This window comes from Nonomuraea mesophila (assembly GCF_004352805.1).
In the GTDB taxonomy this organism is placed as follows: Bacteria; Actinomycetota; Actinomycetes; order Streptosporangiales; family Streptosporangiaceae; genus Nonomuraea; species Nonomuraea longispora.
Window position 1 is genome coordinate 1 of sequence record NZ_SMLD01000179.1, and the last position, 18,928, is coordinate 18,928.

General features: G+C 71.8%; 19 protein-coding genes. 11 read left to right on the forward strand and 8 right to left on the reverse strand.

Annotated elements, in window-relative coordinates; translation table 11 throughout:
* The coding region (locus tag E1295_RS40185) for an alpha/beta hydrolase (protein WP_132639252.1) at positions 1–523 on the reverse strand (523 nt) is incomplete at its 3' end.
* A 166-nt stretch (positions 524–689) separates the two neighbouring features.
* On the opposite strand from E1295_RS40185, the gene E1295_RS49375 reads away from it, so the two are divergent.
* Entirely contained in the window at positions 690–836 is a 147-nt protein-coding gene (locus tag E1295_RS49375) for a hypothetical protein (RefSeq protein ID WP_166427648.1), read from the forward strand.
* 103 nt (positions 837–939) lie between these two features.
* Positions 940–1,674 carry a dienelactone hydrolase family protein gene (locus E1295_RS40190; RefSeq protein ID WP_132639254.1) on the forward strand — a complete coding sequence of 245 codons (735 nt, stop codon included), beginning with the start codon at positions 940–942 and terminating at the stop codon, positions 1,672–1,674.
* On the opposite strand, the gene E1295_RS40195 is transcribed toward E1295_RS40190, so the two are convergent.
* From E1295_RS40195 to E1295_RS40205, 3 genes are read right to left on the reverse strand one after another with little or no spacing between them, the layout of a single operon-like run.
* Positions 1,662–2,402 carry an ABC transporter ATP-binding protein gene (locus E1295_RS40195; protein WP_132639256.1) on the reverse strand — a complete coding sequence of 247 codons (741 nt, stop codon included), beginning with the start codon at positions 2,400–2,402 and terminating at the stop codon, positions 1,662–1,664. The two genes, E1295_RS40190 and E1295_RS40195, sit on opposite strands and share 13 nt — an antisense overlap.
* Positions 2,402–5,041: an ABC transporter permease subunit gene (locus E1295_RS40200; protein WP_132639258.1), complete on the reverse strand. Its 2,640-nt coding sequence runs from the start codon at positions 5,039–5,041 to the stop codon at positions 2,402–2,404. The genes E1295_RS40195 and E1295_RS40200 overlap by 1 nt, the downstream gene beginning before the upstream one ends.
* Positions 5,038–6,285 (reverse strand): ABC transporter substrate-binding protein, encoded by a 1,248-nt coding sequence (locus E1295_RS40205; protein WP_166427649.1) that lies wholly within the window; start codon positions 6,283–6,285, stop codon positions 5,038–5,040. The genes E1295_RS40200 and E1295_RS40205 overlap by 4 nt, the downstream gene beginning before the upstream one ends.
* A 133-nt stretch (positions 6,286–6,418) precedes the next feature.
* On the opposite strand from E1295_RS40205, the gene E1295_RS40210 reads away from it, so the two are divergent.
* From E1295_RS40210 to E1295_RS40230, 4 genes are all read left to right on the forward strand, one after another.
* Positions 6,419–7,522 (forward strand): alcohol dehydrogenase catalytic domain-containing protein, encoded by a 1,104-nt coding sequence (locus tag E1295_RS40210; protein ID WP_132639262.1) that lies wholly within the window; start codon positions 6,419–6,421, stop codon positions 7,520–7,522.
* A gap of 293 nt (positions 7,523–7,815) precedes the next feature.
* Positions 7,816–8,457 (forward strand): dihydrofolate reductase family protein, encoded by a 642-nt coding sequence (locus E1295_RS40220; RefSeq protein ID WP_246080936.1) that lies wholly within the window; start codon positions 7,816–7,818, stop codon positions 8,455–8,457.
* Between the two features lie 70 nt (positions 8,458–8,527).
* Positions 8,528–9,022, forward strand: a complete 495-nt coding sequence (locus E1295_RS40225) for a cupin domain-containing protein (RefSeq protein WP_132639264.1) — start codon at positions 8,528–8,530, stop codon at positions 9,020–9,022.
* A 96-nt stretch (positions 9,023–9,118) separates the two neighbouring features.
* The gene (locus E1295_RS40230) at positions 9,119–9,433 is read left to right on the forward strand and encodes a hypothetical protein (protein ID WP_132639266.1); all 315 of its coding nucleotides are present in this window, start codon (positions 9,119–9,121) and stop codon (positions 9,431–9,433) included.
* 11 nt (positions 9,434–9,444) lie between these two features.
* Here the strand turns inward: E1295_RS40230 and E1295_RS40235 are convergent, their stop codons facing one another.
* On the reverse strand, positions 9,445–11,661 hold the full coding sequence (locus E1295_RS40235) for an MMPL family transporter (protein ID WP_132639268.1): 2,217 nt from the start codon (positions 11,659–11,661) through the stop codon (positions 9,445–9,447).
* A gap of 99 nt (positions 11,662–11,760) precedes the next feature.
* On the opposite strand from E1295_RS40235, the gene E1295_RS40240 reads away from it, so the two are divergent.
* The gene (locus tag E1295_RS40240; protein WP_132639270.1) at positions 11,761–12,324 is read left to right on the forward strand and encodes a TetR/AcrR family transcriptional regulator; all 564 of its coding nucleotides are present in this window, start codon (positions 11,761–11,763) and stop codon (positions 12,322–12,324) included.
* Here E1295_RS40240 and E1295_RS40245 read toward each other — a convergent pair.
* Complete coding sequence (locus E1295_RS40245) at positions 12,321–13,418, reverse strand: ROK family transcriptional regulator (protein WP_132639272.1); 1,098 nt, start codon at positions 13,416–13,418, stop codon at positions 12,321–12,323. The two genes, E1295_RS40240 and E1295_RS40245, sit on opposite strands and share 4 nt — an antisense overlap.
* Positions 13,419–13,518: 100 nt before the next feature.
* On the opposite strand from E1295_RS40245, the gene E1295_RS40250 reads away from it, so the two are divergent.
* Genes E1295_RS40250 through E1295_RS40265 form a run of 4 tightly spaced genes read left to right on the forward strand, consistent with a single transcriptional unit; the run spans position 13,519 to position 17,708 of the window.
* A complete protein-coding gene (locus E1295_RS40250) occupies positions 13,519–14,748 on the forward strand; it encodes a Gfo/Idh/MocA family protein (protein ID WP_132639274.1) in 1,230 nt (409 codons plus the stop codon).
* A complete protein-coding gene (locus tag E1295_RS40255) occupies positions 14,745–15,995 on the forward strand; it encodes an ABC transporter substrate-binding protein (RefSeq protein WP_132639276.1) in 1,251 nt (416 codons plus the stop codon). The genes E1295_RS40250 and E1295_RS40255 overlap by 4 nt, the downstream gene beginning before the upstream one ends.
* Positions 15,992–16,912 (forward strand): carbohydrate ABC transporter permease, encoded by a 921-nt coding sequence (locus E1295_RS40260; RefSeq protein WP_220449132.1) that lies wholly within the window; start codon positions 15,992–15,994, stop codon positions 16,910–16,912. Before E1295_RS40255 ends, E1295_RS40260 begins: the two co-directional genes overlap by 4 nt.
* Positions 16,902–17,708 carry a carbohydrate ABC transporter permease gene (locus E1295_RS40265; protein WP_132639278.1) on the forward strand — a complete coding sequence of 269 codons (807 nt, stop codon included), beginning with the start codon at positions 16,902–16,904 and terminating at the stop codon, positions 17,706–17,708. The genes E1295_RS40260 and E1295_RS40265 overlap by 11 nt, the downstream gene beginning before the upstream one ends.
* A 10-nt stretch (positions 17,709–17,718) precedes the next feature.
* Here the strand turns inward: E1295_RS40265 and E1295_RS40270 are convergent, their stop codons facing one another.
* Together E1295_RS40270 and E1295_RS40275 are read right to left on the reverse strand one after the other, a co-directional pair.
* Positions 17,719–17,880 (reverse strand): DUF6203 family protein, encoded by a 162-nt coding sequence (locus E1295_RS40270; RefSeq protein WP_132639281.1) that lies wholly within the window; start codon positions 17,878–17,880, stop codon positions 17,719–17,721.
* Positions 17,881–17,937: 57 nt separating this feature from the next.
* Positions 17,938–18,928, reverse strand: a 991-nt coding sequence (locus tag E1295_RS40275; protein WP_132639283.1) for a PASTA domain-containing protein, incomplete at its 5' end; no start/stop codon positions are given.

An 18,928-nucleotide genomic window follows, 5' to 3' on the forward strand; every position in this document is an offset into this window, starting at 1 on the left:
CAGGTGTGTATAAGAGACAGCCACCCGCGCTGGCCCCGCCCACCGCCAGCCGCTCAGGGTCGACGCCGAGTTCGCCCGCGCTCTTGGCGGTCCAGGCCAGCCCGGCGTAGCAGTCCTCGACGGGCGCGGGGTGCGGGTGCTCCGGCGCGAGCCGGTAGTCGACGGAGACCGCGACGAGTCCGAGCCACTCGACGAAGCCGACCATCGACGCGTCGTCGGCCTCGGGCTTGCCGAAGATCATCCCACCGTCGTGGATCCAGTAGAGCGCCGGCCTCCCCTCTCCCTCCCCTGCCGGGCGGTAGATCCGTAACCGAACGTCAGGGGCGCCCGACGGCCCGGGAACGTGACGGTTCTCGATCACCACGTCGGTCTCCGGGAGCGGCACCACCGTCAGCACCTCGTCGATCTGCTCCCGTTGCCGGGCGAGGTCCTCGTACGACAGCGTGGACAGGTTCATCTCCGGCAGGGGCGCCTGTTCGAGAGCGGCGCGCAGCTCGGGGTCGAGATTGGGGTGGAACGCCACGGGCTTTCCTTTCCACGTTATGTTTCGAGCTTCTCCTCGATATTCACGGCCCCCCATGTCGCACAACAGGCGCCGGGCCGAGAGGAGCAGAGAGGACCAACCGCCGCTGATTCGTATAGCTCAGGAAGACCACACGTGGCTCTACCTCCAGCCGACGTTCAGCACGATGCAGAAGACGGAGACCACCGACTACATCACCGACATGGAACTCCGTGTCCGCCCGCTCACGCTGTTCACGGGGCACGGGTGGCGGTTCGCCCCGCGCCGTTATGAGCTGGAATTGAGGGCGAGGAGGCCCTGCTATCGCGCGTGAAGAACGTGACCGGCACCAAGGCCGCTCCGCCAGGCGCGAAACCCGCGACGCCGCCCCGCCGAGAGCTGGATATTGCCCCAACGCCCCGGGCATGCTGTCCGGCATGTGCCATTCGACCGACAGCAGACCACCGGCCCCGCCCGTCCGGGGCGAGGTGGCCTCGCATGAACAAATAGAGCTGACCGCCGCCGACGGCAACCGTCTCCTCGCCTACCGGGCCGAGCCCGCCGAGCCGAACGGGCGGTGCGTGGTGATCCTGCCCGACGTACGCGGCCTGCATCCCTTCTACCGCGACCTGGCCGTACGCTTCGCCGAGGCGGGATTTCCCACGATCGCGATCGACTACTTCGGCCGCACGGCGCACGGCGGGGAGCGCGACGACGACTTCGACTTCATGACGCACGTCAACCAGCTCACGGCCGAAGGGGTCAGAGCCGACGCGAGGGCGGCGACCGAGGCGCTGGCGGCCAGAGGGCCGGTGTTCACCGTGGGCTTCTGCATGGGCGGCTCCCAGTCGTGGCGGCAGGCGGCCGAGGGCAACGGCCTGGCCGGGGGCATCGGCTTCTACGGCGCGCTGCGCTTCATCGACCCGCCGCAGGACGGTCCTGGGGCGCCGCTGCTCCTCCTCAGGGGCGGGGCCGACACGGTCTCGACGCCGGAGGAGTTCGAGGCGTACACGGGTGCCCTCGACCGGGTGGGCACGGAGCACGAGACCCACGTCTACGAGGGCGCGCCGCACTCGTTCTTCGACCGCTCGTACGGCGAGTGGGCCGAAGTCTGCCAGGACGCGTGGAAGCGCATCCTGTCCTTCACCGAACGCCACGCTCACCCCAGATAGGCGGCCCTGACGACGGGGTCCTGCCTGATCTCGGCGGGCGTGCCGGCGGCGATCACCTTGCCGAGGTCGAGCACGATGACGCGGTCGCAGACGTCCATGACGAACCCCATGTCGTGCTCGACCAGCAGCACGGTCGTCCGCACCGCCCTGACGACCTGGGCGAGGCGGGCCGTCTGCCCGCCGTCCAGCCCGGAGGTGGGCTCGTCGAGCAGGAGGAGTTCGGGCCGGTCGGCCAGCGCCCTGGCCAGCTCGACGAGCCGGCGCCCGCCGACGGGCAACGCGGCGGCGTACGCGTCGCGCAGCGGGGTGAGCCCGCACGACTCCAGCACCTCGGCGACGCGCTCGCGCCGCTCGCGCTCGCGCCGCCGCCTGCCTGGCCAGCCGGCCAGGTCGGCGGCGATCCCGCCGCCTCCGCCGTGCCAGTCGAGCGCGGCCAGCACGTTGTCGGCCACGGTGAGCCGTCCGAACACCTGGGTGCGCTGGAACGTACGGCGCAGCCCGGCCCGCGCCCGCCTGACCGGTGACACGCCGGTCAGGTCCCGCCCGGCGAGCCTGACCCGTCCCTCGCTCGGCCTGCGCAGCCCGGACACCACGTCGAACAGCGTCGTCTTGCCCGCCCCGTTCGGCCCGATCACGCCGCACACCAGGCCCGCGCCGACCTCGAACGACACCTGGTCCAGCGCTCTGACCCCGCCGAACGCCACGGACACCCCCTCGACGGCCAGCATCAGCTCACTCCCAGGTAGGCGGCGCTCAGCCGCTCGCTGTCGACCTCGGACCTCGGCCCCGCCCACGTGACGCGGCCCAGCCGCATGAAGGCGACCCGGTCGGCGATCGCCAGCGCCTCCGTGGCCTTCTCCTCGACCAGCAGCAGCGCCACCCCGCGCTCACGCAGTTCGGCGAACACCTCGAACACCTGCCGCACCACCATGGGCGCGAGGCCGAGCGACGGTTCGTCGGCGATGAGCACGCGCGGCGGCCGCACCAGCGCGGGCGCGAGCGTGAGCAGTTGCTGCTCGCCGCCGGACAGCGCCCCGGCGGGCACGGTACGGCGCCCGGCCAGCTGGGGCAGGCGCTCGTAGACGGGTCCCGGGTCGGGCAGCCAGGTCCGCAGGTTCTCCTCCACGGTGAGCCCGGGGAAGACGCCCCGGCCCTCGGGTGCGAGCAGGATGCCGGCCCGCGCCCGGCGGTGGGCGGGCCAGGTGGTGATGTCCTCGCCGTCCAGCAGGATCCGGCCGGCGGTGACGGGCAGGTCCCCGGCGGCGACGGCGCAGGTGGTGGACTTGCCGGCGCCGTTCGCGCCGAGCAGCGCCACCACCTCGCCGGGGTCGACGGCCAGGTCGACGCCGCGCAGCACGGTGCAGTCCTGGTGGCCGGCGACCACGCCCTCCAGCGTGAACAGCGCCGGTCTCGCGGGGGCCGCCGGAGGTACCGGCTCGGGTTCCCCGCGGCGGGCCCCGCGGCGGGCACTGCGGCGGGCACTGCGGCGGGCACTGCGGCGGTGGCGCAGCTCGGCGAGCTGGGTGAGCACTCCGTCGGGATGCCTGGCCAGGATCATCCCGCCCGCGCCGAACAGGATGGCGCCGACGTGCGCGGACACGTCCCAGGCGGCCAGCAGTTCGGGCACGGCCACGGCGATGAGGCCGCCGAGCACCGCGCCGCCGATCCTGCGCACACCCTGCAGCACGACCACGGCCAGCCAGACGAACCCGGCGAAGGCGGGCAGGTCGGTCGCGGTGATGGACCCTTTCGAGATCGCGTACAACACCCCGCCGAGTCCGGCGATCGCCGACGCCAGCACGAAAAGCGTGATCTTGGTACGCGGCCCCGACAGCCCGGACGTCGCCGCCGCCGCGGGGGCGGAGCGCACGGCCAGGATGGCCCGGCCGGACGCCGACCGCTCCAGGTTCCGTACGAGCAGCGCCACCGCGCCGATCAGCAGGAGCAGCACGATCACCCGCACCCGCGGGTCGGAGGTGTCGGCGAAGCCGAACCCGAGCGCCGGCAGCGACCACCCGATCGTGCCGTTGCTGAACGCGTCCACCTGGAACAACACCTGGTCGGCCAGCAGCGCCATGGCGAGCGTGGCCAGCGTCAGCACCCGCCCGCCGAGCCGCAGCGCGGGCAGCGCCACGAGCATGCCGACGGCGGCCGCCGCGAGCACGCCCAGCAGGATCGCCACGGCGAACGGCAGCCCCGACGAGAACGCCCACCCGCAGGTCAGAGCCGCCATCGAGGCGAAGGCTGCCTGGGCCAGGTTGACCATGCCGCCGATCCCGGTCACCACCACGAACGAGCAGAAGATCAACGCGAGTACGAGCCCCTGCGCGGCCACCCCCACGTAGTAGGCGGGCCCCGCGAACGTGAACGCCACCAGTGCGGCCAGACCCAGCGCCCACGGCAGGCGGCGCCGCCACGGCGGCAGCCCGGCCAGGTGGTCGGGCGGCGGCGCGTCCTCGGCCGCGCTGCCCGCCACCCGCTCGCGCGACCTGTTGAGCAGCACGAGCCCGGCGAACAGCAGGATCACCGGCACGGCCGTACGCAGCCCGGTGACCTCTTCGAGGAAGTCGGTGTAGCCGGCGACGAGATTCTGCACCACGCCGAGCGCCAGCCCGGCCGCGAACGTCCAGGGAATCGACCGCAGCCGCCCGAACACCGCCGCCGTGGCCGAGGCGAACAGCAACACCGTGTACGCGGTCGCGTCCAGCCCGAGCACGGAGACGGCCAGCACCCCGGCGAGCCCGGCCAGGCCTGAGCCGAGCATCCAGGCCAGCGCCGACGTGGCGCCGGCGTCGATGCCCCTGAGCGTGGCCAGGCGGCGGCGGTCGACGGAGGCACGCATGCGCAGCCCGTACGGGGTGTGCCGCATGAACGCCCACAGGCCGGCCGCGGTCACCACCGAGAAGCCGAACGTGATCGCCTGGTCGCTGTCCAGGCGCACACCGGCCACGTCGAACGCCCGCGCCGGGTACGGTCCGACGCCACGCGGCAACGCGGTCGCGTCGGCCGGCGGCAGGCCGGCCACGTCCACCACCAGCAGTCCGAGCGCGGGCAGCGCGATGGTGAGCCCGATCGTGGCGACGATCTGCGCGGTCTCGCCCGCCTGTGCCAGTCCCTCGAACATGGCCTTGTGCAGCACGTAGCCGAGCGCGGGCGCGAACACCACGACCGACAGCAGCGGCGACAGCCACGCGGGCAGCCCAGCGGCCAGGTTGAGCTCGTAGAACAGCAGAGCCGACAGGAACCCGACGGCACCGTGGGCGAAGTTGAACACCCCCGTCGCCGCGTACGACAGCGTCAGCCCCGATCCCATGATGGCGAAGACGGCCCCGGTGACCAGGCCGCTGAGCACGTAGCCGGCGATCATGTGAGCGGCACGTTGTCGAAGCACTTCAGGTTCTTGACCACCTTGAAGGCGCCGTTCTCCAGCCTGACCAGGGCCCCGCAGCCGTTCGGCTCGTCGTGGTCCCTGGGGTAGCGGATCCTGCCGAAGCCGGGGTTCTCGTAGGCGTACGAGCCGTTGGCCGTGGCCAGGAACTTCTCCCTGGACAGGTACTTTCCGGTCTTGTCCAGCAGGTCGAGGAAGATGTCGGCGGCCCAGTAGCCGATCGCCAGGTGCTGGGTCAGCTCGGCTCCCGGGGACACCCGCTCGACGTCCCGCTTGAGCTGGGCGATCTCGGGGGCGTCCGACTCGAACGGCTCGAACATCGGCGCCGCGATCACGCCCTCCAGCGCCTGCGCGCTGGCCGGGTCGTCGAGGATTGCGGCGTCGTAGCTGGTCGCGTCCGTCAGCACGCCGCGGTATCCGGCCCGTTTGAGCGCCGCGTACAGGCCGACGTTGAACTTGGTGCCCGCGATCACGGAGACCACGACGTCGGGGGGCTCGCCGCCGTCCGACGTCATGATCTTGTCGACGTACGGGAGCCAGTCGGGTGGCGGCGCGGCGGCCGGGAGCCCGGAGTTCACCCCGGCCAGTTCGAACCCGGCGGCGGTGAACGACTGGGAGATCGTGGTGCCTCCGTACTTGCTGCCGCTGGAGTCGGAGGTCTGCACGTAGACGCTCTTGCCCTCGGAGCCGCCGAGCAGGTCGGCCATCTGCCTGCCCCACCACGTCTGCGAGCCCGCGCCCTGCTCGGGCGCCAGGCAGCCGTTGTAGCCGAAGCCGGTCCTCGTGCCGCACCACTGCGGGCCCGTCGCCCAGCCGAACCACGGCACACCCTCCCGTTCGAGGAAGGCGGCGCCGCCGAAGTTGGGGGCGTGCACCGGCACGAGGGCGAAGACCTGCTCCTTCTGTACGAGCTTCTTGGCCGCCGCGTCGCCCTTGGCCGCGTCCTGTCCGTCGTCCTCCGCTCCGAGGAACTCGACCGTGCGCCCGTGCACGCCGCCCTCCGCGTTGGCCCGCTCGAACCTGGCCCTGGTGCCGACCTCGGCGTCCTTGGTCGAGTATCCGCTGGCGCTGGTCTCGGTCAGCACGCCGCCGACCTTCACGCTGGTGGCGGTCACGCCCTGCGCGGCCCCGCCCTGGCCGCCCGCGGCCTGCTGCTGGGCGGCGCAGCCGGTGATCGCCAGCGCCACGGCCGTGGTGAGTGCCATCGTGCCCCGCCGTACCATGAGGGCCTCCCTAGCGATTTGGCCTAGCGCTCGCTTGGTTTTGCGGTGAGCGTAAGTTCGGCCGGCAGGGGTGTCAACGGGCTCCCGAGCAACCGCTTGCTCACCATCTCGGCGCCGGGTTACCGTTTGGCGCATGCTGATGCGCGCGGCCGTCCTGACCAGGTTCCACGCCCCCATGGAGATCCGCGAGGTCGAGATCGCCGACCCCGGCCCCGGCGAGGTGCGCGTACGCATCAAGGCGTCCGGCGTGTGCGGCTCCGACCTCAAGGCCATCGACGGCAAGAGCCCGGTGGCGAGCCGGCCGCCGTACATCCTCGGACACGAGAGCGCCGGGATCGTCGAGAGCACCGGCACCGGGGTGACCACCGTCAAGCCCGGAGACCACGTCATCATCGCGATGAACGGCCCCTGCGGCCGTTGCCGCCCGTGCGGCGCGGGCCACTTCCACCTCTGCTCGGGCCCCGCCCGGCTCCCCACCATCATGGGCGGCCCGCCGCGCGTCACCCTCGACGGCCAGGAGACCCGCCGCTTCATCGGCATCGGCTCGTTCGCCGAGTACACCGTCGTCGCCGAGACCATGTGCGTACGCATCGCCGCCGACGCGCCCTCCGCCGCCATGTGCCTGCTGGCCTGCGGCGTCGTCACCGGCGTCGGCGCCGTCACGAACGTCGCCAAGGTGCCGCCCGGCGCCACCGTCCTCGTCGTCGGCTGCGGCGGCGTCGGACTCAACGTCATTCAAGGGGCGGTGCTCGCGGGGGCGACCACGATCATCGCCGCCGACGTGGCCGAACCGAAGCTGAAACTGGCCGAACGCTTCGGCGCCACCCACACCCTCCTGGCCACGGACCTGCCCGGGCAGGTGGGGAAACTCGTGAAAGGCGGTGTCGACTACGCCTTCGACGCGACCGGCGCCCCCGGCGTACTGTCACAGACGTTCGCCGCCACCCGGCCCGGGGGGACGGCGGTCATGGTCGGCAGCCCACCGCAGGGCCACCCCGCGCAGATCGACACCGGCCTGCTGTTCGCCTCCCGCCGCCTCATGGGCACCCAGGGCGGCGACGCCGCGCCCCACCGCGACCTGCCCATGCTCGCGGCGCAGTATCTCCGCGGCCGCCTCGACCTCGACGGCCTCATCACGGAACGCCTGCCCCTCGACCAGATCAACGAGGCCGTCGACCACGTCCGCCAGGGCACCGTCGCCCGCACGGTCATCACCTTGTCAGCTTCTCGGCCGTGAACGACCGAGCTTGCAGCCTCGTGCTGCCAGGACAGGCACCGGTCGTCATACGGCTGGGCCGCCAGCGACCGGAAACAGATCGGCCGGGCTTCGGCCTTGAGACGGCGCGGCGATCCGGGCTTGCCCAGATTCCCGGCGGCCAGGTTGGCGTGCAGCGTGCGACAGGCGCCGCACACCTTCTTGATCACATGCTGGGCGGCCCGGGCCGCCAGCCCGAACTCGGCCTTTCGCGTATTTCCCGACCAGTTCTCGGCAGGAGACCGGAGCTCACGACGCGAACCGCGGATGGAGCGATGAGTTTCGCCGTGGCCGCCGGTCCATATCCCGACACGATCGAACGTTCCTGGGAGAGCAGCATGACCGTGACCTACACCTTCGACGTCTTCTCCAGCCTCGACGGCTTCGGCGGCGCCGGCGGCGACTGGACCGGCTACTGGGGCAAGCAGGGCCCGGAGCTCCTGAACCACCGCCTCGCCCTGTACAACGAGGACCAGCGGATGGTTTTCGGGGCCAACACCTACCGGGCGTTCGCACGCATGCTGGCCTCCAGCACCGAGGAGTCCGAGGTGCGCGACCCGTGGGTCACGCGCATGAGGAACCTGCCGGCGACGGTGGTGTCGACCACGCTGGAGGGATCCCTCGACTGGCCGGACGCGACCGTCGTGAGCGGTGACGCCGTCCACGTCGTCGCGCGGCTGAAGGAGGAGTCCGAGGTGCCGTTGCGCTCGCACGGCAGCCTGTCGATGAACCGGGCGCTGATGGCCGCCGGTCTGGTCGACCGCGTCCACGTGACGCTGTTCCCGGTGATCACCGGCCGGACCGGACTCTCCCCGATCTTCGAGAACGCGGCCGACTTCGACCTCGAACTGATCGAGACGCGGACGCTCGACGGCAGCATCCAGGAGCTCATCTACCGGCCCACCCTGCACGCGTGACCGCCTCCCCGCAGTGGCCGCCCGGGGCGGCGGGTTCCTAGACTTCCTCCAAAAGATCAGAGGAGGCGGTATGTCCTATCCCGAGCCCCGCTACTTCGGCGAGACCGGCGAGCACAGCGGCACCTTCGCGCTCTCCGGCCGCGAGCCTGACCTGTCCATGGGGGTGGGAGGCACGCAGGTGCACTACCTCGCCACGGGCGGCTCCACGGACGGCGCGTACGGCCTCTACCGGTACGAGATGGGCCCGCGCCCCGGCGGCCCCGATCCGCACTTCCACCGCACCATGACCGAGTCGTTCTACGTGCTGTCGGGCACGATCCGCCTCTACAACGGCGACAAGTGGGCCGACGGCAGGCCGGGCGACTTCCTGTTCCTGCCCGAGGGCGGCGTGCACGCCTTCAAGAACGAGTCGGGTGAGCCGGCCACGATGCTGATCCTGTTCACGCCGGGCGCCCCGCGGGAGTCGTACTTCGAGGAGCTCGCCGAGATCGCCACCACCGGCCGGCAGCTGAGCCCGGAGGAGTGGACGGAGCTCTACCTGCGCCACGACCAGTACATGGTGTGACGTCGACGCTCCCCGGTCGAGGTCAGGCAAAGCCGCTGGAACGATACGTGACGGATCTCTTACCGTGTGTTACCTACACCACGGAGAGGAGAGCCGGTGCACATCAGGAACGTCACCATGGCCGGGGCGCTCACAGGGCTGGTCATGACGGGGATGCAGACCCAGTCCGCCGTTGCCGGAGACGTCCACGACTTCGGCGCCCGGGGCGTGGTCATCTGGACGGAGCCCAGGGCCGGTTCGGGCCGCGCCGGCATCGGCTACGCGGGCCAGGGGTTCGAGTCGGACCGGTCGCAGGAGCACGGCCTCTACCGCTGCGACTTTTTCCAGAGCACCCTGTGGTATCACGGCCGTAACGTGGCGACCGGCGTCGTGGGGTGGGTCCCTGCCTGCAACCTGACCGACTCCGACTGACGGGGCCGGCTTCAGACCCCCGCCCCGGCGGGCTCGCGGCGCGGCGGGGCCGGGGCCTCGTCCTCCTCATGGCCCTCCACCGACAGGTTCGGCAGGACGCGGTCGAGCCGGCGCGGGCACCACCAGTTGAGCCGCCCGAGCAGCACCATGGTGGCCGGCACGAGGAAGCCCCTGATGAGGGTGGCGTCCACCGCGATGGCCACGGCCAGCCCGACTCCGAACGTCTTGACCAGCGGGTCCGGGTACGCGACGAACGCCACGAACACCGCCACCATGATGAGGGCGGCGGACGTGATGACGCGGCCCGTCGACCCGAGCCCCTCCGCCACCGACCGCGCGTTGTCGCCGTGCCGCTGGTACGCCTGCCGCACCGCCGTCAGCAGGAACACCTCGTAGTCCATCGACAGCCCGAACAGCACCGCGAACAACATCAGCGGCACGTAGCTCTCGATCGGCACCGAGAAGAAGATGGTCTGCAGGTACGACGAGCCGGCCGGCGGGTCCATGCCCACGAGCCCGCTGCCCAGCCCGATGGAGAACACCATCGCCAGCGCGCCGAACGCGGCCCCGAGCGAGACGAGGTTCATCACCGCCGCCTTGACCGCGACGACGGGCGCGCGGAAGGCGAGCAGCAGGAGCAGCGCGCTCAGCAGCACGACCACGCCGATGACCAGCGGGGTGCGTTCGGCCATGCGGTCTCCCGCGTCGGTGAGCCCGGCGACCTCACCTCCGACGTGCAGGTCCACGCCGGGCAGCACGATGTCCCTGATGTCCCTGACCACGCCGGCGGCGCGGGGGTCGCTCGGGGCGTAGTCGGTGACGACCTGGAGCAGGACGGACCGGCCGGAGGCGTTCACCTTGGCCTCGCCGACGTGGGCGGTGCCCTCGACGTCGTCCACGGCTCGGGTGACCTGGCCGACGATGGGGTCGCCGGATTCGGCGACCTTGGAGGGCAGCTCGGCGACCACGAGCAGCGGTCCGTTCGCGCCGGGCCCGAATCCGGCGGCCATCAGCTCGTACGCCCGCCGCGACTCCGAGCCCTGGGTGCCGTACCCCTCGTCGAGGGGACCGAGCTTCAGTGCCAGCGCGGGCGCGGCCAGCGCTCCCAGGACGAGCACACTGGCGAACAACACCCGCCACGGCCGGCGCGCGACCCAGTGCCCGAGTCCGGCCCAGCCGGCGCCGGAGCCGTCGGCGCCGCGCAGGAACGGCACCTTCAGCGCGTTGACGCGGTGGCCGAGCAGCCCGAGCAGGGCGGGGACGAGCGTGATGGAGGTCAGTACGGCGGCGACGACGGAGATGCCGGTGACCCAGCCGAGCGTGGCCAGCAGGGGGAAACCGGCCAGCATCAGCGCGCTCAGGGCGATGATCACGGTCCCGCCGGCGAACACGACGGCCCCGCCGGAACTGGACACGGTACGGCGTACGGACTCCACGACCGGCACTCCATCGGCGAGCAGCCGCCGGTGGCGGGACAGCAGGAACAGCGCGTAGTCGATGCCCACGCCGAGCCCGATCATCGTGGCCATGATGCCGGCCTGCTTGGGCATGTCGACCACCCACCCGAGCAGCCCGATGAGGCCGAGCCCCGAGGCGACGCTGACCAGCGCGGTGAAGATCGGGATGAGCGCGGCCACCAGCGTCCCGAACGCGAACACCAGCACGAGCAGCGCGCACAGCACGCCGATGACCTCGCTGGGGCCGGTCTCGATCTCCTTGTCGGCGGGGGTGGAGCTGTCCGCGGGCACCACCTCGATCCCGGCGGCCCGCACCGGGTCCGCGGCCTTCGACATGTTCTGCGTGAGTTCGGCTATCTTGTCGCTGTCGTGCCCCTCCATGCGGATGCCGATGAGCCCGATCTGCAGGTTGGAGGCGATGCCGCCGACACGGTACGGCGAGTCCACCTGGACGACGTGCGGCATGTCCCGCACCCGGACGACGGCCCGCTCGACGGCACGTTTGCGCGCGGCGTCGGTGAGGCGGCCGTCGCCGGTGTAGAGGACGAGCTGCACCGTGCCGCCGGCGGCGTAGCCGGGCCCGAAGCCGGTCTTCATCAGGTCGTGCGCGCGCTGCGCGTCGGTGCCGGGGATGCTGGCGTCGTTGCTGGTGGGAGCGGCGAACACGAGGCTGCCGCCCATCAGCGCGGCCGCCAGGACCACCCAGAGGGCGAGCACCACCCGCCCGTGGCCCGCGCACCAGCCGCCCAGCCGTCCCAGCAACCGCGTCATCGCTCAGCCCCCACTCGACGGCCGTCCAGTACGGTCGTACAGCACATACGATAAAGCGGGAAATATTGGGAAGGCTGTCTCCCATAGGGAAATGAGACGATGACCACAGCCGACGACACCCGCACCCGGATCCTGGCCGCCGCCCGCGAGCTGTTCGCCGAGCGCGGCTACGCGGCCACGTCGCTGGCCGACATCGCCGCCGCCGTCGGCCTGACCAAGACCGCCGTCGCCTACCACTTCCACCCCAAGGACCGCCTGGCGGCCGAACTGCTCTCGCCGGCGGCCGACGACATGCTGGCGCTGCTCGGCACCGGCCACGAGAGCCGGGACGACTTCGTCGAGGCCCTGGTCGGGTTCGCGGTGCGCTACCGCTCGGTGATCCGCCTGTTCATGGAGGACCTGGCGGGCGACGACTCCGTCTCCCCCGTCTCGCCCGGCTCGGAGCGCGCGGTGATCAGGACGTTCAGGGACGAGATCTTCGCCAAGCTCGTGGGCGACGACCCCGGCCCCGAGACCAGGCTCAAGGGCTGGGCCCTGCTGGGCGCACTGCAGTGGGGCACGGTCAAGACCATGGATCTGCCGGAGGAGCAGGTCAGGGCGGCCATGTTGGAGTCGTGCCAGGCGATCTGGCAGGATTCACCACCCTCCGCGCCGGGCGGCTAGAGACCGAGGATCTCGTGCTCCACGTGGGAGAGCGCGAGACGTACCGCCCCCAGCGCCACCCCCTCGTCCCCGAACGTGGACGCCACCACCTCCGGCACGCTCACGCACAGCTCGGCCAGGTGCCGCCGGACCGGGTCGAGCAGCACGTCGCCCACCCGCGCGTGGCCGCCGCCCAGGACCAGCAGATCGGGGTCGACGGCGAGGGCGAGCGCCGAGGCGCCGATGGCGAGGGTCTCGGCGTAGCGGTCGACCCGGCGGCGGGCGTCGCGGTCGCCGCGCAGCGCCGCCTCGAACACCTCGGCCGCTGAGGCGCCCTTGACGAGTTCGCGGGCGGCGTCCTCCCAGCCGACCTGGCGCAGCGTGCCGATCTCGCCCGCCGCCCCGGCGCGGCCCGGGTGCAGCCGGCCGCCGATCAGGATGCCGGCGCCCACCCGGCGGCCCATCATGACGTACACGACGTCGGAGGCGTGCTGGGCGCTGCCGCGCCAGTGTTCGGCGAGCGCGGCGAGGTTCGCGTCGTTGGCCGCCAGCGCCGTACAGCCGAACCAGCGCCCGGCCAGGCCCGCCAGGTCGACACCCGTCCAGCCGGGCAACGTGATCGACAGCGACACGCGCCCGGTGCGGTCGACGATGCCGGAGGTGCCCGCCGCCACGGCCCACACGCGGGTGCGCGCGACGCCGGCGCCGTCCACGCAGGCCAGGCAGGCACGGCGGGCGGCGTCCAGGCGTTCGTGGGCGGCGGCGTCGGCGTCGACCTCGGCCCGCTCCCAGGCGATCACCTCGCCGCCCAGGTCGGCCAGCGCGGCCACGATGGTGTCGCCGCCGACCTCCACGCCCACCACGTGGCCGGCGTCGGCGCGGAACCCGAAGCGCCGCGCGGGCCGCCCCATCGCGCCCTCGTCGGGCGGCACCTCCTTGACGTAGCCGCGTTCGCCCAGTTCGTCGAGGACCGCCTCGACCGTCTGCCTGGACAGGCCGGTGATGCGGCCGAGCTGCGTCAGCGTGGCCACACCTTCGCGGCGCAGGGCACTGAGCGTGGCCCGGGTGTTCACCTTGCGCAGCAGCGACGCGTCACCCGGCCGGAGCTCGGTCACTTATGAGACCCTTCCCCATAACTTCCCTATTGACGACTACCAGCCCGGATCTTAGCATCAGCCGACATACGTGAATTGGTTACATAAGTGAGGGAGCTGGATGGTCACGCTCGCCATCGTCGGCGCGGGCTCGCGGGGGGCCTCCTACGCCGGCCACGCCGTCGAGACCGGCCGGGCGCGCGTGGTGGCGGTGGCCGACCCGCTCGCCCGCCGCCGCGCCGAATTCCCCGGAGCGACCCCGTACGCCGACTGGCGCGAGCTGGCCGCGCTGCCCCGCCAGGCGGACGCGGTCGTCATCGCCACTCAGGACCGCGAGCACGTCGAGCCGGCCGTGCGCTTCGCCGAGCTGGGCTACGACATCCTGCTGGAGAAGCCGATGGCGGTCTCGGAGGACGACTGCCACGCGATCGTCCGAGCCGCCGAACGTTCCGGCGCGGTGTTCGCCGTCTGCCACGTGCTGCGCTACACGCCGTACACCAGGGCGCTCAAGGAGCTGCTCGACGCGGGACGGGTCGGCGAGATCGTCAACATCCAGCACCTGGAGCCGGTCGGCTGGTGGCACCAGGCGCACTCGTACGTGCGGGGCAACTGGCGGCGGGCCGACGAGTCGACGTTCATGCTGCTGGCCAAGTCCTGCCACGATCTCGACTGGCTGGTGTACCTGACGGGCCGGCAGGTCACCCGCGTCTCCTCGTTCGGCGGGCTCAAGCACTTCCGCCCCGAGAACCGCCCGGAGAACGCCGCCGGCCGCTGCCTCGACTGCCCGGCCGAGCCGGACTGCCCCTACTCGGCCGGGCGCATCTACCTGCCGCTCGCGGGCACGGACGAGTGGCCGCTGTCCGTGATCACCGACGACGTCTCCGAGCAGGGGGTGCTGGAGGCGCTCAGGACCGGCCCGTACGGCAGGTGCGTCTACGCCTGCGACAACGACGTGGTCGACCACCAGGTCGTGAACATGGAGTTCGAGGGCGGCGCGACGGCGTCGTTCACGATGACGGCCTTCACCCCGGCACTGCACCGGCAGACCCGCGTCTTCGGCACCCGCGGCTCCATCGACGGCGACGGCGACCGCCTGACCGTGACCGACTTCGTCACCGGGCGCTCGGAGACCATCGACACCCGGCCCACCGGCGACGCGACGGCGAGGGGCGGGCACGGCGGCGGCGACCGGGCGATGGTCGAGGCGTTCCTGACCGCGGTGGCCACGCGAGAGCGTGCGCCGATCCTCTCCTCGCCCGGCGAAAGCCTGCACAGCCACCTCATCGCCTGGGCGGCCGAGCGGTCGCGGCTGCGCGGCGAGACCGTATCCCTGGAAGGAACCCCCCGTTGAAGGCAACCCACATCGCCGCCGCGCTGGTGCTCGGCGCGGGACTGGCCGGCTGCGGCTCGACGACTCCCGCGAGTGCTCCGGCCGAGCAGGAAGGCGGCGGGCGCGGCCCGATCACGTTCCTCGGCGGCAAGTTCGAGGCCGAGTCCGTACAGAAGATCGTCGACGCCTGGAACGCCGCGCACCCGGACGAGCAGGCGACGGTCGTGCTGCTGCCGGAGAGCGCCGACGAGCAGCGCCGCAAGCTCATCCAGAGCGCGCAGACCAAGTCGGACACCGGCGACGTCGTCCTCATCGACGCCGTGTGGACCAGCGAGTTCGCCGCCAACCGGTGGGTGGACGAGCTGAAGCTGGACACGACCGGCTTCCTCCCCACCACCATCGAAACAGCGAAATATCGCGACAAGCTCTATGCGATGCCGCTGTTCACCGGCACCGGCCTGCTCTACTACCGCACCGACCTGGTCAAGGAGCCGCCCAAGACCTGGGACGAGATGAAGCGGATCTGCGCGGACGTCCTGCCCGAGCAGAAGGGCATGAGCTGCTACGCCGGCCAGTTCGACAAGTACGAGGGCCTCACCGTGAACTTCGCCGAGGCCGTCTCCTCGGCCGGCGGCCGGCTGCTCGACGACTCCGGCAAACCCCAGGTCACCAGCGAAGCGGCCAAGCAGGCGGCGCAGTTCCTCGCCGACGGGTTCACGAGCGGCATGATTCCGAAGGAGGCGATCACGTACAAGGAGGAAGAGGGACGGGTCGCCTTCCAGGAGGGCAAGCTGCTCTTCTACCGCAACTGGGCCTACGGCTACGAGGCCGCGCAGAAGACCGACGGCTCCAGCGAGGTCGCCGGCAAGTTCGACGTGGCGCCCATCCCCGGGCTGGACGGCCCCGGCGCGGGCACGCTGGGCGGCAACAACCTGGCCGTCTCCGCCTTCTCCAAGCACAAGCAGAGCGCCAGGGACTTCGTCGCGTTCATGACCAGCGCCGCCCAGGTCAAGGCGTTCGCCCAGACCAGCTCGATGCCGGTGGCGCGCACCGCGATCTACGAGGACCCCGAGCTGGTCAAGAAGTACCCGTACCTGCCGGCGCTCAAGGAGGGCATCCTCGCCGCCGTGCCGCGCCCCGCCGCCGTCAGGTACGGCGACGTGACCGCCGCCATCCAGGAGTCCGCGTACGCCATCGTCACCGGCGACAAGCCCGTCGACCAGGCGCTGACCGAGCTGCAGTCGGCCCTCGGCCCGCTGCTGACGTGAGAGCGCGCCCGGCGCCGCGCGGTCAGTCGTGGACGGCCGCCGCCATGTTGTCGCCCACCATGGTCGTGCTGGCGCTCGTGGTCTTCTACCCGCTGGTCGCGGCCATGCGCGAGTCGTTCTACGAGAGCGGCCAGCGCCTCGACGCGGACGGGTTCGTGGTGGAGGGCGAATGGTTCGCCGGGCTCGCCAACTACGCGGGCGTGGTGGAGCAGCGCTTCGTGAACGCCGCGTTCAACACCACCCTGTTCACCGTGGTGACCGTGGCGCTGGAGGTCGTGCTCGGGATGGCCATGGCGCTGCTCATGCGGCGGGCCTTCAGGGGGCGGGCGTTCCTGCGGGCCGGCATCCTCATCCCGTGGGCGGTCCCGACCGCGGTCGCGGGCCTGATGTGGAAGTGGATCTTCCAGGCGGACGGGGTGGCCAACACCCTGCTCGGCACCGACATCCTCTGGACCGCCGACGGCCCCTGGGCCAAGCTCGCCGTGATCATCGCCGACACGTGGAAGACCGCCCCCTTCGTCGGCCTGCTCGTGCTGGCCGGGCTGCAGATCATCCCGTCCAGTGTGTACGAGGCCGCCAGGGTCGACGGCTCGACCTCGTGGCAGACGTTCTGGCGCATCACGCTGCCCCTGGTCAAGCCCGCCCTCCTGGTGGCGGTGCTGTTCCGGCTGATGGACGCGCTGCGCATCTTCGACCTGCCGTACGTGCTGGTCGGGCCGCGCAAGCAGTCCGTGGAGACGCTCTCGGGGCTCATCTGGGACGAGGCGACCCGGGTGCACTACGGGCCCGCCTCCGCGTACGGGACGGCGCTGTTCTGCTACATCGCGGTGATCGCGTTCGTGTTCGTCAAGCTGCTCGGGGCCGACCTGCTGAGCGACGTGCGCTCGCGCGGGAAGGAGGCCCGCGATGTGGCGTAGGGCCGGGATGATCGGCATCGCGCTGTACTGCCTGGTGCCGTTCTACTGGATGGTGGTGTCGAGCTTCCGCCGCACCGCCGACATCCACGACAAGTCGCCGCTGCCCGCGCCGTGGTCGCTGGAGAGCTACGAGGCGGTCTTCGCCGAGGGCATGGGCTTCGGCCGCTCGCTCGTCAACAGCCTCGTCGTCGCGGGCACCACCACGGCGGTCACCCTCCTGATCGGCACCATGGCGGCGTACGCGCTGGCCCGGCTGGTCTTCCGGGGCAAGAACGCCATCCTCGCCCTGGTGATCGCCGTGTCCATGTTCCCCGGGGCGCTGCTCATCGTGCCGCTGCTCAAGTTGTTCACGACGATCGGCTGGATCAACACGTACCAGGCGATGATCGTCCCGTCGATGTCCTTCGCCCTGCCGCTGACCATCTGGAACCTGACGACGTTCTTCCGGCAGTTGCCGTACGAGCTGGAGCAGGCCGCCATGATCGACGGCTGCACCGCCTTCGCCGCCTTCCGCCGCGTCATGCTGCCCCTGGCGGCGCCGGGCGTCTTCACCACGGCGATCCTGGCCTTCATCGCGACCTGGAACGAGTTCATCATCGCCGTGACCATGGTCAACGACCAGTCCCGTCAGACGGCCACGGTGCGGATCGCCCAGTTCACCGGGGCGGCCAAGTTCGACACCCCGTTCGGCACGCAGATGGCGGCGGGCGTGCTGGTGACGATCCCGCTGGTGCTGCTGGTGCTGTTCTTCCAGCGCCGCATCGTCGAGGGTCTGACGGCGGGTGCGCTGAAGTGACCGCGCGGGGTCACCGGTGGGTGGTCACCTGCCGCTGCGAACGCCGCGTCTCATCCTCCTCGCGTTGCCGCCTGCGCCGCCGGTTCAGGAACCATCCGGCTCCGAGGAGGGCCAGGCCCCAGGGGGTCCGGGCCAGCCAGCGCGCTGCCATGAGCTTGAAGAGCTTCGTCATGAGACCTCAACTGCCCGGGTACGGACGGCGCACGCCCCCGGCCCGGGCCGAACCGCGTCACTCGCCGGTGACCTGGCCGCTCGGGGTCGGTGAAGGCTCCTCACCGGGGTCCGGCGGGCCCGTCTGACCGGCCACGCCGACGACGATCAGCACCGCGGTTCCCGGCCTGGCGCAACTGCCCGCCTTCACGCTCTGGCGCAGGATCGTGCCGACGCGCGCCTCGTCCTTCACCATCTGCCCGCGCTCCCGCACCCGCAGGCCGGCGTCCCGCAGCGCCGCCCGCCCGTCCGCCTTGGCCCGGCCGACGACGGACGGCACGGCCGTACCTCGGCGGGACAGCGTGAGGTCGACCGGGGTGCCGCCGGCGACGCGGCTGCCCGCTTCCGGATCGCTGCCGACCACCTGCCCGCCGGGCTGCCGGGAGCAGGTGTGGCCGATCGTCCCGACCGCGAGGCCCGCGTCGGTCAGGGCGGTCTCGGCGGCCTCGCGCCGCTTGCCGATGACCGCGGGCACCGCCAGCCCCTTCGACACCTCGAGCGCGACCTTGCTGCCCTTGGCCGCCTCCGCTCCGGAGGCGGGCTCGCTGCCGAGCACCCGGCCGATCTTCTCCGGCGAGTCGGTCTCGGTGACCGCGCCCAGAGCCAGGCCGGCCTTCTTGAGCGCCTTGGTCGCCGCGCCCTTGCTCATGCCGACCAGCGAGGGCACCGGCACGGTGGCCGGGCGGGTCACCGGGGGCGGCTTCGAGACAGGCACCGAGACAGGCGTCGAGGGGGGCGCACTCTGCTCCTGGGACGACCTGGTCCTGATCGGGGTGGACTCGCCGATCGGCGACTGGGTGAGCACCGGCGGCTGCGTGCCGGGGAGCCGCGGCCCGGCCTGCGCACCCCGCTGCTGGTCGAACGCCGGAGGGATGAGCACGGTCAGCAGCACGGCGGCGCTCACCGTGAGCGCCGCGCAGACCGCGACGGCGGCCCTCGGCCAGCCCCGCCTCGGGGGCTGTTCCGCGGACGTGCCCGGCCCGGACCGCGACGCCTCGGGCGGCCGTCCC

What these genes read in the sequence shown, in the direction of transcription:
- E1295_RS40195 (WP_132639256.1), bottom strand. Translation starts at nt 2,402, where the DNA reads ATGCTGGCCGTCGAGGGGGTGTCCGTGGCGTTCGGCGGGGTCAGAGCG.
- E1295_RS40240 (WP_132639270.1), top strand. Translation starts at nt 11,761, where the DNA reads ATGACCACAGCCGACGACACCCGCACCCGGATCCTGGCCGCCGCCCGC.
- E1295_RS40210 (WP_132639262.1), top strand. Translation starts at nt 6,419, where the DNA reads ATGCTGATGCGCGCGGCCGTCCTGACCAGGTTCCACGCCCCCATGGAG.
- E1295_RS40250 (WP_132639274.1), top strand. Translation starts at nt 13,519, where the DNA reads ATGGTCACGCTCGCCATCGTCGGCGCGGGCTCGCGGGGGGCCTCCTAC.
- E1295_RS40225 (WP_132639264.1), top strand. Translation starts at nt 8,528, where the DNA reads ATGTCCTATCCCGAGCCCCGCTACTTCGGCGAGACCGGCGAGCACAGC.
- E1295_RS40270 (WP_132639281.1), bottom strand. Translation starts at nt 17,880, where the DNA reads ATGACGAAGCTCTTCAAGCTCATGGCAGCGCGCTGGCTGGCCCGGACC.
- E1295_RS40265 (WP_132639278.1), top strand. Translation starts at nt 16,902, where the DNA reads ATGTGGCGTAGGGCCGGGATGATCGGCATCGCGCTGTACTGCCTGGTG.
- E1295_RS40220 (WP_246080936.1), top strand. Translation starts at nt 7,816, where the DNA reads ATGAGTTTCGCCGTGGCCGCCGGTCCATATCCCGACACGATCGAACGT.
- E1295_RS40205 (WP_166427649.1), bottom strand. Translation starts at nt 6,285, where the DNA reads ATGGTACGGCGGGGCACGATGGCACTCACCACGGCCGTGGCGCTGGCG.
- E1295_RS40235 (WP_132639268.1), bottom strand. Translation starts at nt 11,661, where the DNA reads ATGACGCGGTTGCTGGGACGGCTGGGCGGCTGGTGCGCGGGCCACGGG.
- E1295_RS40190 (WP_132639254.1), top strand. Translation starts at nt 940, where the DNA reads ATGTGCCATTCGACCGACAGCAGACCACCGGCCCCGCCCGTCCGGGGC.
- E1295_RS49375 (WP_166427648.1), top strand. Translation starts at nt 690, where the DNA reads ATGCAGAAGACGGAGACCACCGACTACATCACCGACATGGAACTCCGT.
- E1295_RS40200 (WP_132639258.1), bottom strand. Translation starts at nt 5,041, where the DNA reads ATGATCGCCGGCTACGTGCTCAGCGGCCTGGTCACCGGGGCCGTCTTC.